This is a genomic window from Methylomonas lenta, from assembly GCF_001644015.1.
Classification (GTDB): domain Bacteria; phylum Pseudomonadota; class Gammaproteobacteria; order Methylococcales; family Methylomonadaceae; genus Methylomonas; species Methylomonas lenta.
Map to the genome: position 1 here is coordinate 53,302 of NZ_LUUI01000092.1, position 14,428 is coordinate 67,729.

Annotated in this window: 12 protein-coding genes; all 12 read right to left on the bottom strand. The window is 51.8% G+C overall.

Annotated features, from left to right (window positions below):
* Window positions 1-2: 2 nt before the first annotated feature.
* The 12 genes from A1359_RS07955 to A1359_RS08005 are packed head-to-tail and all read right to left on the bottom strand — an operon-like array spanning window position 3 to window position 14,428.
* Complete coding sequence (locus A1359_RS07955) at window positions 3-1,847, bottom strand: hypothetical protein (RefSeq protein WP_066980638.1); 1,845 nt, start codon at window positions 1,845-1,847, stop codon at window positions 3-5.
* Window positions 1,848-1,862: 15 nt separating this feature from the next.
* The gene (locus A1359_RS07960; RefSeq protein ID WP_066980642.1) at window positions 1,863-2,804 is read right to left on the bottom strand and encodes a hypothetical protein; all 942 of its coding nucleotides are present in this window, start codon (window positions 2,802-2,804) and stop codon (window positions 1,863-1,865) included.
* Between the two features lies 1 nt (window position 2,805).
* A complete protein-coding gene (locus tag A1359_RS07965) occupies window positions 2,806-5,202 on the bottom strand; it encodes a phage tail protein (protein WP_066980645.1) in 2,397 nt (798 codons plus the stop codon).
* A 4-nt stretch (window positions 5,203-5,206) separates the two neighbouring features.
* Complete coding sequence (locus A1359_RS07970) at window positions 5,207-7,381, bottom strand: putative baseplate assembly protein (protein WP_066980647.1); 2,175 nt, start codon at window positions 7,379-7,381, stop codon at window positions 5,207-5,209.
* A gap of 34 nt (window positions 7,382-7,415) precedes the next feature.
* Window positions 7,416-7,811, bottom strand: coding sequence for a GPW/gp25 family protein (locus A1359_RS07975; RefSeq protein WP_066980650.1), 396 nt, complete (start codon window positions 7,809-7,811; stop codon window positions 7,416-7,418).
* Window positions 7,808-9,667 (bottom strand): hypothetical protein, encoded by a 1,860-nt coding sequence (locus tag A1359_RS07980; protein ID WP_066980653.1) that lies wholly within the window; start codon window positions 9,665-9,667, stop codon window positions 7,808-7,810. The genes A1359_RS07975 and A1359_RS07980 overlap by 4 nt, the downstream gene beginning before the upstream one ends.
* Window positions 9,661-10,308 carry a phage baseplate assembly protein V gene (locus A1359_RS07985; protein ID WP_066980656.1) on the bottom strand — a complete coding sequence of 216 codons (648 nt, stop codon included), beginning with the start codon at window positions 10,306-10,308 and terminating at the stop codon, window positions 9,661-9,663. The genes A1359_RS07980 and A1359_RS07985 overlap by 7 nt, the downstream gene beginning before the upstream one ends.
* A gap of 1 nt (window position 10,309) precedes the next feature.
* The gene (locus tag A1359_RS07990; protein ID WP_066980659.1) at window positions 10,310-11,353 is read right to left on the bottom strand and encodes a phage late control D family protein; all 1,044 of its coding nucleotides are present in this window, start codon (window positions 11,351-11,353) and stop codon (window positions 10,310-10,312) included.
* Between the two features lie 2 nt (window positions 11,354-11,355).
* Entirely contained in the window at window positions 11,356-11,517 is a 162-nt protein-coding gene (locus A1359_RS22325) for a hypothetical protein (protein ID WP_157200502.1), read from the bottom strand.
* Window positions 11,518-11,540: 23 nt separating this feature from the next.
* Window positions 11,541-12,344, bottom strand: coding sequence for a CIS tube protein (locus tag A1359_RS07995; protein ID WP_066980662.1), 804 nt, complete (start codon window positions 12,342-12,344; stop codon window positions 11,541-11,543).
* Complete coding sequence (locus A1359_RS08000) at window positions 12,337-12,822, bottom strand: phage tail protein (RefSeq protein ID WP_066980665.1); 486 nt, start codon at window positions 12,820-12,822, stop codon at window positions 12,337-12,339. The genes A1359_RS07995 and A1359_RS08000 overlap by 8 nt, the downstream gene beginning before the upstream one ends.
* The gene (locus tag A1359_RS08005; RefSeq protein ID WP_066980669.1) at window positions 12,815-14,428 is read right to left on the bottom strand and encodes a hypothetical protein; all 1,614 of its coding nucleotides are present in this window, start codon (window positions 14,426-14,428) and stop codon (window positions 12,815-12,817) included. Before A1359_RS08005 ends, A1359_RS08000 begins: the two co-directional genes overlap by 8 nt.

Consider the following 14,428-nt stretch of genomic DNA (forward strand, 5'->3'; position numbering starts at 1 on the left):
GTCTAGGCTCCCAAAAACTCGGCGGTACGTTTCCATAGCTGCAAGCTATCGTCTTTTAGACCAAAATCCGCCCCGGCATCCAGCATAAACTCATGTGCCAATTTCCCGGCTTGTAAGGTTTCCAGCAGGTTTAATAACAATTTTTGTACATTACCGGCTTCGACACTTTGCAACAAACTCGGCCAGAAAGCCCGATCATAAACACCATCCAACAACGCCAATACCCGACCGGTCAAATCCTGTATTTTGGGTTGACTGGATATTTGATCCAAATATTTACGCGCGGCTGACAGCGTGTTTTTATCGCGTATACCGCGTGCCTCAATTTGTGCCGCCAACCCAGTACCGGGGCTTTGACCGCCAGTGTTTAACAGGTTTTCATAGTCGGCTTTTAGCTGGGCATATTCTTGCTTGGCGTTGCTCAATTGCTGATTGCTGGTTTGTAGCTGCGCTTGCAGGGTGTTACGAGCTTGCTCGGCAAGTAATAAACGTTGATTCAGTTGTTCCAATTCGGTATTGGTGGCGGGCAATGCATCCGGCAACTCAAATCCGCGCGCCAATACCACGGTACTGACATGATTTTCGGCAATACGCGCCGGACGTCGCAGATAACGCAAAGGCTTATCGCCTACCCTGTCCCACAAATTACGCCAATAATCGGGTTGAACAGTATCGGGCTGCAGGCGTCGCACGGGTCTGACACTTAAAGACAACGGCAACAATGTCGGTAATAAACGGGCAGATAAGGCAAAAGGCTCGTTCTCGACCACTGCCGTCGGTGTTTCCAGGCGGCGGGCGTAAAAATTAAAATCATCATCGGCCAGCGGCGCCAGTATCATGATCCCAACCTGTTTGTCTTGTCTGAGATCAATCACTTCTTGTTGCATGGCTTCCTGTTCCAGCACCGGCAAATCTTCCTGCCGTACCGGCATAATGCTGACATTGAAGCTTTCCGGGAAATAACTTTGCAAGCCTGCCTGTGGATCGACCGCTTGTTTTGGCAAGGAACCCACCGGCGGCAGCCATTGAAAATACTGCTGGGCGGTAAAGGTTTTATTCAACGATGACCAGTTGCGGGTGGTCAGCACATCCTCTAATAATTCCTCATAATGCGCGGCCAATAGTTGCTGAAAGGCATTGCTTTGCAAATGAATCCCGGCTGGCCGATATAACAAAGATCTATCCAGCCATAGTCCGATATTCTTATCGATAGCCAATAAACCTAAAGCTACGCCATCGTCAGGAATTTCTGGCAAGGGTGCTATCTGGCTGAAAAATTGGCCAGCCAAAGCCGCCCGCGTGCTTAATTCGCCACCGGATGGAAAAGTTACACTTAAAGGCAGCAATACCAGTTCCACGCCTTCTTCATAGCTATTGATACGCGGCTCTGTGGTTTTGCCTATGTCTTCCGGGTAGGTTTCGGCGATACCGACGCCTTTTTCGCTATATTGCAACACCACGGCATACAAACCGCGATTGAAATAACGTAGCGGCGGTTGATTGAGAGTGGCGATAGTGGCGCGTTCGGTCAAATCAACTTTTAGCCTGTTAACCGCCTCCAATACCCGCCCGGAAGCTGTGATAGCCAAGCCGGGACTGACGGTTATTTGCTGATCGGTGCTTAATTCGGCTGTTAAGCCTTTAACCACGCCTGCGCCCAGCACCCGCCCGGTTTGTAATAGACGCTCGTCAAGATACTGCTGATCGCGGGTTAAATCCGAAGCTTTTAATAAACGACCGTCAAAATAATTGCTGCGGGATAAAAAAGGATCCAGGCTGCTCTTACGCAAGCCTTCCTGACTGATTTCCGGGATCACGAAAGGCTGAAATCCGATGGCATGAGACATGTCATTCTCCTTTGATTAAGGGGCTACAGACCGATGCAGGCTAAGTAGCTGCTGCGGCGTGGTGACGAAAGGTCTGAGCAAATTATTGATTTGCATGCGTTGCGGATTACTCACCACTTTGCGATCCGGGTTTAGCTGTATGCGAATCCGCGCCAGCAAGGTACGCGCAGCCTCAGCTTCAGTGGCCTGCATCTGCAAAGCGTTTTTATCGGTGCCCAAAGCATGCAGCATGGCGGCATTCAAGCTCAACAAGCCTTCGGCATTGTCTTGCGCCGTCAAATAGGTTTGTTCCACCGGATTTAATGGCGCAGATGGAACAGCCGGCACCTGTCCATGGACATGACCGCCTTGTAACGGGTCCAGATAAGCCGGTGGTCCCCAGGGGGCAAAAGCCGCATCCTCGAATAAGGGTTTTTCCGGAATCAATTCCAGTAATAGGCAATCCTTCAAGCGACTGGGTTGCACCGGATCGGTACCGGCATTTATCTGCGTCGCCATCACCGGCTGCAAACCGCTAGGTTGTTCTTGATAACGAAAGCAGATTTTTAACCACAAACTGTTATCCGAGCCATCAAAGCCACCATTGGCAACCTGCCAGATACGGTCTTTATCGCTATGCGCTTCCAGCCAGTCTTGTAAATTGATGCAGTAAGGTTCATACGAACTCACCTCACGCCCCAGACCGTCTATAGCAATGCCGGGCGACACTATGAGTTTGGTCAAAATATGTTGATCGATATTTTCCGGTTCTTCGGCCTGCAGACTCACTACCAATCCGGTCACCGTACCGTAACCGTGCAGCCAGTATTGATGTCGGACCAGGCGGCGGCGATGATAATCCTGTTCGCTAGTCGTCGCTTCCACCCCCAGCAACATGCCCGGCTCGAACACTACTCGCTTCAAAGGCTGTTCGAATTTGCCGTCGCTGATCAGACTCTGGTCTTGCATTGCTGTCATGTCACTCTCCTGATGATACGGGGGCGGTTGCCAGTTCCGGTGCCAAGGCAATGGCGTTTTGCAACAAGCTGTCGCGGCCCAGATGAATACGATTCAATATCAGCTTTTTCCAGGCCGGGGTACGTTGCAAATAACTGTCGATTTGCAGCAGCGGCGATAAACCGGGCACAAAGGCATAATCACTGGTCTTGATAGCCCACTGTAAATGCGCCGGCAATTGTTGCTGCAATATTTGCCTGACAGTTGTCTGCTGTTGCGCAGCCGGGCCGTGCAGAATCACCGACACGCGGTGACTGTAACGATCGAAAAATTCGGCAACAATGCGTTGATCGTCGGCATTGTCTTTGATCAAATCCGGCGCCAGCAGCGCCAGAAATTCACGGGCGTTTTCCGCGCTTAAAATCAGACTATCACCGACGATGCTGTTACCGCTTTGGCCGGTGCCGAGCGTTAAAGGATGTTGTTCATCGCTTAAATCCAGTCCCAAAATGGTAGCCAGAGTGCGACGCAAACGAAAATGTTCAACCGGAATCACCTGGCCGCGACTGACCCCGCCATCGGTGGCGATATCCAAGGCCAGACACAGACCGGCCATGCTGCCGCGTTGGCGTTGCAGCTGTCCGCTAAACGTCAGCCAATCGCGCTGGCGTTGCTGCGGCCAATGCGCGGGCAAATCCACCCCCAGCATATTTGCCAATCCGGGGATCTGAGAATACGGCGCGGATTGCGGATCGACCAGCAATTCGCTAGCGGCGATGCGATCTTCGATAGGCGTCAACATGCCTTCAAAGCCGGCCAGCAAACGCTCACGAAAATCGGCACTGTTCGCCGGCCGCTGATCGCCAGTCAAAGGCTGCTGATTTTGGTGAAAATGACTGGGCAAATACTGTTGTTGCCAGGAAAAACGCGGGATATAAGCCCGCATACTGTGTATCGCCGGACTATGCCGACCATCGCCCTGCATTTGCAGTTTTAGCTGTAAAAACCGTCCGCGCAGTTCTCGCGAGGCGCCGGCTTGACGTTGTAATAAAATCTGATACAAACCCTGATAAGGTTTAAGCGGGGTTTTCCAGCCTGCATAAAACGGCAGCTCGGAGGCCATGGGTAACCATAATGGCTCCGCTTGCAGCTGCCAATCGGCTTGCGATTTGCCGTCCGGGTCATCGTAAGCGCGGGCAAACACCTGTAAGGCGCAGCCGGCCGGTATACAAGCTTCCAGATACAAACGATGCCAGAGTACATCCGGAGTGCCGGCATCCAGGGCTTTGTCCAAAACGCACACTCCATTGCGTGGGAAACGCGCCTGCGGCAAAGCTAATAGAGGCAGCGGTCCTTGCTGGGATTGATAGCGGGTTTTACCATCCAAACCCACCATAAATCTTGCTGATTGCAAGGACAGCATACGATAACGCTCACCGCTCAAGCGAGCCGAAGCTTGCTGTTTATCCAAGATTACCACCGGACAGTCCCATTGCTGACGCTCGCTGCCTACCGGTGTAGCGACCAGTAATGCCAGCCTATCCGGCGCCACTAACGAACAATCGATCGCAAACGGTAGTTCCTCCGGCAGCAAAATATCGATCAGCGCTTGCCCGACATCCTCGCTTAAGGCCCGTATCAGCAGGTGCTGGCGATAGGTTGTCGGCAATTTTTCATACACTAGCAGATATAAAAACTCGGCATCGGCGCAGATAGCCAGCAAACCGTCATAAAACCCTACGTCCTGCCGCCATTGTTGCTGCAAAGCATGCGGGTTGCTAATTTGCGGATAAAACTCTAAGGCCGGTGGATGGTAAGTCTGCGGTAAGGGCTCGCCTTGGGCCAAACCTAAAGCCGACTGTTGATTACCGTCTGTATCCGTATACTGTCCAGCCAACCAAACCCGGCGCAGATTATCCACACATAGACGCTGCGGGACGAAATCCAGCGCACAGGTTTGTTGCCAGCGGCGTTGTAAATCCACCAGCATTAAAACGTTTTCAGCCCCGCTGACCGCCAAAGCTGCCAGACTGCCGCCACCAATATGTAAATCAACAAAATTACTAAAATCGGGAGCGACAACCGGTGCTAAGCTCAAATCGGCGATACTTTGCGCATCCGGCCTTTCGCTGTTGGCTAACATGGCATGCCAATCAGGGCTTTGCCAATCGGCTTTGACTAAAAAATGCTTGCCATCCGGGCTGATAGCACCGATCTGGCCATAATTATCAATTACCCGTGCAGGAGCATTTTGCCAGGCAAGTAAAGCGTTTTCGGCTGTGATTTCAGGGAAAAAATGCGCTTGCTGTTGTTCCAGCCGAAACACCTGCTGCTGGCCATCCCAAACAAACTTTAACGAGCGAGTGACAAAATCACTGGCTTGTTTGAGGACTAAAAAGGAGCTGCGATTGCTGTCCATATGGCTAACAAATATCCGGAATCACAGGGGTGGGAATCCAGTCTTTTATGGTTTCCCGTTCCGCCGCGCCGCTGACGATACTGGGCGGCAGCGGTGTTTCACCGCGATTATCGGCTTGCACGCTAATGGCTTGTAACTCCGGCAATTGCCAGGGCTGCAAACTCAGGCTTTGACCTTCAGTCAGCGTCAGCCATTGTTTATCGCTATTTTGCACATACAACTGCACTGCACCTATCGATTGCACGCCGCTTACCCGGCCGGCAACGGTGCGTAATTCATTCACATCCACAGCCTGCCCTAACGGCCAGCCCTGTTTTAGTCTGCCCCCCGGCGCTAACGGCCACAAAAACTGCAACAGACTTTGTTCCACAGCCTTATACACCTGCTGCCGGGTTTGCGGATCTTGTTCCAATACTGATACAGAAATAGCCACCGGCAGATACTCCGGACTCAATACATATAATTCGGTACCTAGCAAACTGCGCTGACTTAAATAGCCGTATACATCTTTCAATAAGCCAACGCTGGTTCTAGGAAAGGCCGCGATCGCCATTTCGGCAGGCGGCAACACGAAAATACTGATCACACCCGGCACATTAAAACGGGCGGTGGCCAAGCTGGACCCCGGTAAAAAGCCGGTAATTAACTCGGCTTTTGCTACCGGATTAACCGGATTATCCAAAGCCAGCCGGGTAAAATCATCCCGGGTTACGGCCCGGTTGCGATGACTTAAAAATGCTGAGATGCGTTGTTCCATCTGCGACACGGATTCGGCATCGATACCACCCGTGGTAGGCCAGTCCTGCCGCACTTGCAATCCGGCTGCGGCATTTTCCAATACCTTAATACTATTGCCAGGTAAGTTACCCGCTACACCGCCGCCATACCGATAATAAGCCGCTCTGACGCGTTTGCCGCGGGCCGGCAACTTGCCGCGATAACCGTCGCCAAACCGCAACCTGCCTTCCGCTGCATCCAGCATATAGACCCGATCGTCGGCATTGGCAGCGCCGAAATGATCCACTCGCCGCCAGGGGATAAATTGTGCATTTTCCTCTACATCGATTTGCAAGGATTCGGCATCGATATTTTGCTGTGGAAAGGTCAGTTCCTGATCCGGCTGTCCGCTGGCCAACCCCAGCATCAGATCTCTTTCTACACCTTGACCGATTAGATCCACTACATTGACAGCCAAATACGCCAAACTCAGATCAGCTTGCTCAGGACAACGCAAACGCAACCAAAACAGCATTTGTTCGGGTTTAGTCGAGCCGGGTTGTTCCGGCGGGCTGTTGCGCAAGCCGGCATTGGCTGGGTCGTCAGGTAAATGCGGGGTTAATAAACTAACATCTTTAGGTAAGCGTAAACGCACCACACCGGCCTTGCGGGCACCGTTGGAACTATCGGCCAATTGTTCTAACGGCAGATAATCAAAATCCACTACACCAGATTGTTGCCAGGCCAGCTCCCAGAGCAAGTTACGCGGCAAGGGTTGGCTTTCCTGTTCGGCCAGCAGATCGTCTGCAGGCGCAATACCAATATTTAACGTAATACCGGCCAGATTTTTGCGTAATTCAGTTTTTTGCCCCACCAATGCCAACGGGATGCTGAAACCTAAATACAAAGCCTTATCGACGCTAGTCGCCAAGACCAAATTGTCCCGCCCCGGCAAAAGATGCCGTGGCCTAAAGGCAATCGCCGCTTTACCGGCAGGTGAAGTCAAGCGCAGCTGTTCCGGGGTAATGCCCATTTCCGCCAGCTGTTGATCGCTGATGCTTTCTTTACAGACGATATCCAGCAATAAAGGCGTGGGTTGCAGATCTCCGACGCTACTGAATAATTGCCCGGCAGCCGGAAAATGGCTTTCGGCGGGAATGATGGCGGCCAGATTGGGCGTGCGCTTGCGAGTGGCATCGATACACACCAGGCCACGGGCCGGCGTTGCAGGCCGACGCGGGATTTGCAATAAATTTAAAAATGCCTGGCGCTGGCGTTCCGGGATTAAATTGGCCCGATACAAAATGGTTTCGGTCAACCAGGCAAACACATCCACTAAAGCATGCACTGGGTCGCCCGGCACGATTTGAGTCAACTCCGGCAGACTGTTCAACAAGCGCGCCTTGGCTTCTTCTACCAAGTCATCGAAGCGGCGGTCATCAAGATTGATCATGGGTTTCATAGTCACCTTCGTATTTACGCTGCCGAAAAATATTTCATCTGCCGCTACCCAGTTGCAGGCTCAAATCCAACTGCCCGGAACCGCCATTTTGCCGAATCCGATAATGTATGCTGACGTTGACGACGCTAATCTGTTCCCTATCGGGTAACACTTGCACACTGGTCAGTTCCACCCGCGGTTCCCAACGGGTCACGCTGCGAAACACAGCATCTTTGATCAGATTGCGGGTGGTTTCGTTATTGGGCTGATGAATATAGTTATACAAACCGGCACCAAAATCAGGTCGCATCAGACGTTCGCCGGGACGGGTGGCCAGGATGTTCCAGATCACCTGCCGAATGCTGGGATTATCCTCGGCATAACGTAATTGACCGTTTTCCAATTCAATCTCCAACGGCCAGCTCAATAAGGGCGATAAGCGACTGTTCATTTGGGTTTGGGAATCAAAGTTATGGCATAAGGCAGCCATTGAAAAAACAAATTCAGCAGATTCAACACTATCATCAACAGCAACATGGCGCAGATGGTAATCACCGGCAGGCTAAAGCTGATAATCCATTCCAAACCAAAACTGTTACCGCTTTTTTCTGTCGGCGGCATTTCCAGACCGATTTTTTTTAAGGTTGCCGCCAAATCCTTGGGGGCGACAAAGGTGGCACCTTTGGCCAAGCCGCGTTTTAAATCGGACAATTTCGGCATTTGTATGGCTTGCGGCCGGCTGGCCTCCGGATCAAACGGTGCCGCCACCCGAAATGTTTCGCTGTTGCTGCCCCAGACGATTTGTTCGCAGCCTTTGTCATCCCGATACCGAACAAAGGGTTTGATGTAATAGCTATCGCCCGGGTTTTGTTGGTAGCGTGGAATTTGTAAACTGTCTACATAGTCCTGGGTATGGTTTATCGAGCGCTCGAACAGGTGCTCTCTTAGCGTCATTGCCTGTTGTTCGTTGATAAATAAATGCCAGTCTGCTTCCAGATTAAGCAAAATATCCGCCTGCTCCTCGTCAATACTGGCTTTGGCTAATAACTGAGTTTTGTTGGTATCCAGATAGGTTTGCAGACTTTGCAATTTAAAGTTATCAATATTGGACAAATAACTTTGTAAGGACCTTAAACTGGCATCGGCAGCACTGATAGCGGCTTGTAAGGCAAACACGGCTGGATTAGCTGCTGCCTGAGCGCGAATTTGTTGGGTTAATGTCGATACCCCTGCCAACCATTGCAAGGCTTGCACGGTATCCGCAGCCAAGCGGTCGGCAGCAAAATCATCAGCCTCAAGCAAATTGGGATAGGGTAAACCGGGCTGGCTGGCTCTTTTTATCGCCAAGGCCTGAATTTTCTCGCCCAGATTACCGATAGGCAACAGGCTTAAGGCTTCGGCAACCGCTGTACAATTTTGCCCGACCAGGGCTAATTTTTGTCGCGATTGCTGATAGCGAGCCGTATCCGGCAAACGATAAAAATGCACGTCATTTAATAAGGCATTCAAAGGTTTATTGGCGGCTATTGAGCTGTCCAGTAATTGATAACGACTGACCAATTGATTGATAAGCTTGACCAAAGCCGGTTTGGCAGCGGCATTGGTCATTAAATGCCCATCGCCTGCTTGCCAAACCAGAACAGAATTTTCAGCCTGATCCTGCCGACCGAAAGGCCAGGGCAAGCTATCGACGAAATAATCCTGCCGACTGCGCTGCTCGATGACATTGGTTTGCACCGAGCCGGATAAGGGCAAATAGCCATACAGCAAAGTATGTTTGCGTTGCCGGCCATCGGCACGGCTGGCCGTAATCAATTGCGCGTGTAAAGGATAGCTTTCTTCGCCGCTGGGCAAAGGCTCGGGTAAACGTGGCCGAATCAATTTTTGCCGACGTAATTGCCGTACATGATCCGGGTCATCGTCTTTATTATTACCGGCCTGCCAACCTTGAGCCACACCATTGGTTTGCAGCCAGCGACTGCCATCGCGACGCCGCACCACGAATCCGGCTGAAGTAATGTTTTGCGGATTGAAGGCCGGACTGGCAAAGGTATCGCACACCACCTCGCAACTCACCATGTAAAATGTGCGATGTACCGGCAAGCGCAACCAGGGCTGGCTTTTGTCGTCGGCAAAGCGATCTTCGAAACGCCAGTTTTGCCCCCGATTACCTTGTAATGTACCTTGTTGCATGGCCTGCAAATGCCGAGTAACGAAATCCTCATCCAGATAGCGATGGATCAGGCAGCCATCGCCCTCATCGGCATAATACGGCGCCCGCAGCACGGGTTTATGTTGGGCTACCATATATTTCCCGCTCCCGGCGTGTAGCTACTGGAAACCACCGCGTTGCTGATTAAAGTGTCGCATTTGACCACACCGGAAAACTTGCTCATGCCGGCTTCCACTTCCAGCATACCGGCCGAGACTTTTACCTGCGCAGCTTCGATAGTGACTTTAACCGAGGCGTTGATTTTGATTTCCGAATTACTGAATTCTATGGTTTCGCTGCCTTTTTCGATTAAGACTTTGCCGCCTTCGGCTTCGGTGATTTGCAAGTGATAGCCGCTGCTGGTTTTGATATCGATCTGCGAATCTTCAGTATCGTCGAATTTAAGCTGCGAACCCGAGGGTGTGCGTATGCAATACACATCCTCCACCTCGCGGGCTTCCTGCGGATGACTGTCGCCACCTGAATACAACGCCCCCATCACCACCGCCACTTCCGGACTGATAAAGGCCAGCACCACTTTTTCATCGACTTTGGGCAATAAACTGACGCCATAATCCTGCCCGGCGCTGTTAGTCAGCACTGCAGCCCATAATTCCAAAGCCCCCACAGCACATTGTACTTTTATACGACCGCGATTATCCGGGTCCTGATTGTCCACTACCGTGGCCAAATGTAAGCCTTGCATCGCGCCAAAACTATGCCCTAGTGTTTTCATATCAAACACTCCAGTCGGCACGGTTGAGTTTCAAAAAACTTCTAAAGCCCTGGCTGCTATCGAAGCGATGGCTGCAATGCACGATTTGATAACGGCCGCGCAAACGCTCGGAGACATCGGTCAGTTCTATTTCCCGTCCAGCACCAAACTCCACGTTACCGGTGCAGACGGCTTCACCGGCCAAGAAAGATTTCGCCCGGCTGCGGAATTGACCCACGGCCCATTTATCGGCTTCGGCTTGGGTTTTTGCAAATGGCTGTGGGAAATACCCCTCGCCCGGCCAACCCAGTTCGTTTAACACATCGGCCCCTGAAGTGGCCTGCGGCGGCGGTTGCAAGGCTTCGCTTTGGGCTACAGTGGCTTCATCGGCAGACAGGTCGTAGCCATTGATCTGCGCCGCTGTAGGCTGACCGTTGAGGTCGGCAATCAGGCGCAGATACTCCATGCCATCCTGCGGACTCAAGCGCTGCGGGTTGCTATCGGCCTGTTCCGGTTTGATTCTGAGTTGGCTTTGTTGCCAGCGCACTGCAATGTCATAAGGTGCCAGCAAGCGCTGCATGAAGGACAGATTACTTTCGTTAAATTGATGCCAGTCACCGGTTTGGCTGGAAACCTGAATATCTGTCGACAAACCGGCATCGTCAGCCAAAGTCCGCAATACATCATCCAGACTTTGTGCTTCAAAACGACGGGTATGGCGTTGCCGGGCCAGTAAATGCATTTTATCTTCCAGTAATAACACTAATTGCGGCGCACCATCGCCGTAACGTTCTTCTATGGCGGTGATGTCACCGGTAAATAAAGCTTGTTGCTCTTGTTCACCCAGCATGATGGCAATTTCCGCGCCGTGTCTGAGCTGTTGAAACACAAAACCCGGCTCAGCCGCGCCTTCCACCCTGCCCCAATTGATCAATCTGACCTCCGCATGCGCGCGTCCGGACAATGGCTGCTGAATAGCCACATCCTTGACGGCTTCGGCCATGGCGGTGTCGTCGCGTCCATCGACAACAAATCTGGGGCGAGCATTGATGAAGGCTTCGGCCATGTTCAATCCACCAACAAACGTGCCTGCCGTTCTTGCAGGATTTGCAGTTGTCTAAGTAATAACTCTTCCTGTTCGTTGCTGGCGGCAAACGGCAGCGTAGTCAGTTGCTCGCTACTGTCGGGTTCAACCACTTCGGCAATCACTTCATTGATATAAACCGGCATAGATATCTCCTTAACTTTACGCTTTAAAACGCACCAGGTATCCGGGTACCCAGTGTCTCCGATTGACCATAGTTGTAACCAGCACCATTACCGGCGCCGCTGCCAGTATTGCTTTGGGTCATGCCGCCACTAGGTGGCATCACCACGCCTTGCTGATCACTAAAACGCGGATTATCCATACCGTTATACATCGCGGTATCGCGCCATTGTTTGGGATCGCGGTTGGCGGCCAGATTGGCATCGACCGCGCTGACGCCCTCGCCGTCCACAGCCAGCCGACCTTGCTGACGTAAAGCGGCTTTCAAATCGATGATGTCGAATTGATAGTTGTCCTGCTTAAAAGTCAGTGCCAAAGTGGCTCTGAGCGGCACGCCTTCCGGCGAGAAAAAGTCCAGGGTTTCGTTATAACTGCCGAGCATGCCGATAAAGGAAAAACTGCCCCATTGAAACCGGCAACGCTTGGGTGCTTTGGGTTGGCTGCTTTCAGCATCCTGCGGCTTCATGAACTCGGTAGCGATACGCTGAGTTTGCTTACGCACGTCTTCATGTAACAAGGTTTGGGTGCCATCGGTCTCGGTTAAATCTTCGGCATCTATCACGCTGGTATCGAACACTAATTCAATCGCCAGGGTCGATTCGCTTTTATCGACAAACTGCGCGGCTTTGCTTTGTCCGCTACCGCTATTACTATCTTTTAAGGTGTTCGATAAGGTGACTTTTAATGAAGCAGGATTGAATTGCACGGTAATCCAGGCCTCTTCGGTAGCATCCTGATTTTGCGCATCCAGCGGAATCAATACCGCTTTACTGAGTTTACTGTTAGCCACTTTGCACCACCTGAAACGGTTGATTCCAATCCAGCACAAAACCTTCATGGTTTAAATGCAGTTCTTCTATCGCCACCTGATTGGCGGTGGCGTTGAGATCAGGCCCTTTGAATTTGATCGGTAACACGTTATCCAGCGTCCAGACCATGATGGCTTGATCCGGGTCGGCTGGATTCAACAATTGAATGGCGCAACCCAAGCGACTGGCATAATAACTTTGTCGAAAACTACGATCGAACAAGCGCCACAGGCCTTCGGCATCGGTAATACCGCGTTTTAAAACCACCGTAGCAAAGGTAGTCGGACCGGCAAGTTGCACTTCGCCCCAGTTGCGACCGCCTTCTTTCAGAGTTTTCGGCGTCATGCTGGCTTCCAGGCCGCTGACTTCACTGAATGCGCCATTGCAAACCAAACCGCCGCCGGCCGATTGCGGCAGACTTAATTGCACATGAAAACGAAACGGGATGAATTCAGCCATTTTTGATGTCCAGTTGCCATTGACTGCTGTTACTGCCCAAGTTATGACTGAAATTTAAAATGATACGGTCTATTGGAAACACCGGCGCCAGCTCGATTTCATAAATCACTGTGCTTTCGTTATCGTGGGTGGCAGTTATCGAAAAGGCCTGTTCCGCTAAAGCACCACGTAAGGCACCGGCTTTATGTAAGCGGGTAAAAAATTGCGTCAATTGGGCTTTGCCCAGTGGATCGCGCACATCGCTATTGAACAACCAACTTTCGCCCAAGCGGATTAATTGACGTTGTAACCAGCCCAAAAAACGCGCTACTTCACCGGATTGATAACCTTCCAGCTGAGCAGTCGAAAGTTTGCGATTTAAAAAGCCATTAACGCCGACAACCGGCGCGGCGCGGCGCTCGTCATCCAGTTCCAGCCGGCCTTTATACGACAGCAAAACGCCAACGCCCGGTTGTTCTCGTAAGGCAAGCACTTGTTGACTGGGCACCGGTGGATAGAGTTGCCACATACCCGGCAAGGGCCGTCCGGCTATCGAGCGCCAGGGACCCAAGCGCTGACTGGTTTCCACCATGGCGCCGGCAATCAAGCCCACCGGACTGGATAAGGCTCTGTCTTTATTGCTTAAATACGGGAACAAAAACTGTATGGCATGCAGGCCGGCATTTTCACTGGTTCTGGCCTGTGCAATCGCCTGTTTGGCTTCGTTTGCTACAGTCGGCAAACTGCCTTCGCTGACTTGCTCTAACGGTAAGCTGAATAAACACTGCAGATCCGGCCGGCGTTTTTTTAAGCTTGTCAGTATCGGCGTCAGCAAAGACTGTAAAGTCCAGGGATTGCCGGGATGAGGAATTTCCTCGCTACGGCGACGTTCGCGATGATCGTCGGCAGTAGATTGGGTGCAGGGTAAAAATACCGGATCAGGATTAACCAAGCGCATGCGTCTGACATCCAGTAAATTCGGTGGAATTTGCAAACGCTCCAGATCGGGCATCGCAATGGCGCCTAAATTAGGAATCAGCATAGCCCGGTCAAACCCCTTCAAGCCTTGCGGCTGGCTATAATCGGCCTGCGGATCGGGTAGAAAGCCCTGTTGAGCATCTGCTTCCGGAATACGTAGCAACCAGAGTTTTTTAGCGCCATCGGCGAATGTGCCTGGCTGCGAAGACTGGAAGAAATCGGCAATCGCCGCCGGTAACCAAGCCGTATTGCCGGCCAGTTGGCTGCGGTAAGCGGTGGCTTGACGCTCGGCCTGCGGAAATAACACCTGAAAATGAGCCAGGCTGACCAAAGGTATCGGCAGATTATAAAGCTCCAGCTGGGCTTGTTTGTCGGCGGATAATTGCTTATACACCTCCAATGCGGCCTGATCTATCGGTATAAACTGCTGTTGTGCAAGCTTTTTTGCCATCTCGAAACATTGCATCAACGCCTCGATCTGCTCGCCAAAACCCAGTCGGGCTATTTCTCTGACCGTTTGGGCGTTTTCCAGCAGCAAATCCCAGCGGGCATTGCCGGGACAATGGCCGAGCATGGCTACGTCCAACTCGGCTTCTATTACCGAAGCCGGTCTGACCCGCATTTCCAGTCGAGAATCCGCCAAGGCCAT

Coding starts and splice junctions, on each gene's coding strand:
- A1359_RS07955 (WP_066980638.1), bottom strand. CDS start 1,847: ATGTCTCATGCCATCGGATTTCAGCCTTTCGTGATCCCGGAAATCAGT.
- A1359_RS07960 (WP_066980642.1), bottom strand. CDS start 2,804: ATGACAGCAATGCAAGACCAGAGTCTGATCAGCGACGGCAAATTCGAA.
- A1359_RS07965 (WP_066980645.1), bottom strand. CDS start 5,202: ATGGACAGCAATCGCAGCTCCTTTTTAGTCCTCAAACAAGCCAGTGAT.
- A1359_RS07970 (WP_066980647.1), bottom strand. CDS start 7,381: ATGAAACCCATGATCAATCTTGATGACCGCCGCTTCGATGACTTGGTA.
- A1359_RS07975 (WP_066980650.1), bottom strand. CDS start 7,811: ATGAACAGTCGCTTATCGCCCTTATTGAGCTGGCCGTTGGAGATTGAA.
- A1359_RS07980 (WP_066980653.1), bottom strand. CDS start 9,667: ATGGTAGCCCAACATAAACCCGTGCTGCGGGCGCCGTATTATGCCGAT.
- A1359_RS07985 (WP_066980656.1), bottom strand. CDS start 10,308: ATGAAAACACTAGGGCATAGTTTTGGCGCGATGCAAGGCTTACATTTG.
- A1359_RS07990 (WP_066980659.1), bottom strand. CDS start 11,353: ATGGCCGAAGCCTTCATCAATGCTCGCCCCAGATTTGTTGTCGATGGA.
- A1359_RS22325 (WP_157200502.1), bottom strand. CDS start 11,517: ATGCCGGTTTATATCAATGAAGTGATTGCCGAAGTGGTTGAACCCGAC.
- A1359_RS08000 (WP_066980665.1), bottom strand. CDS start 12,822: ATGGCTGAATTCATCCCGTTTCGTTTTCATGTGCAATTAAGTCTGCCG.
- A1359_RS08005 (WP_066980669.1), bottom strand. CDS start 14,428: ATGGCCTTGGCGGATTCTCGACTGGAAATGCGGGTCAGACCGGCTTCG.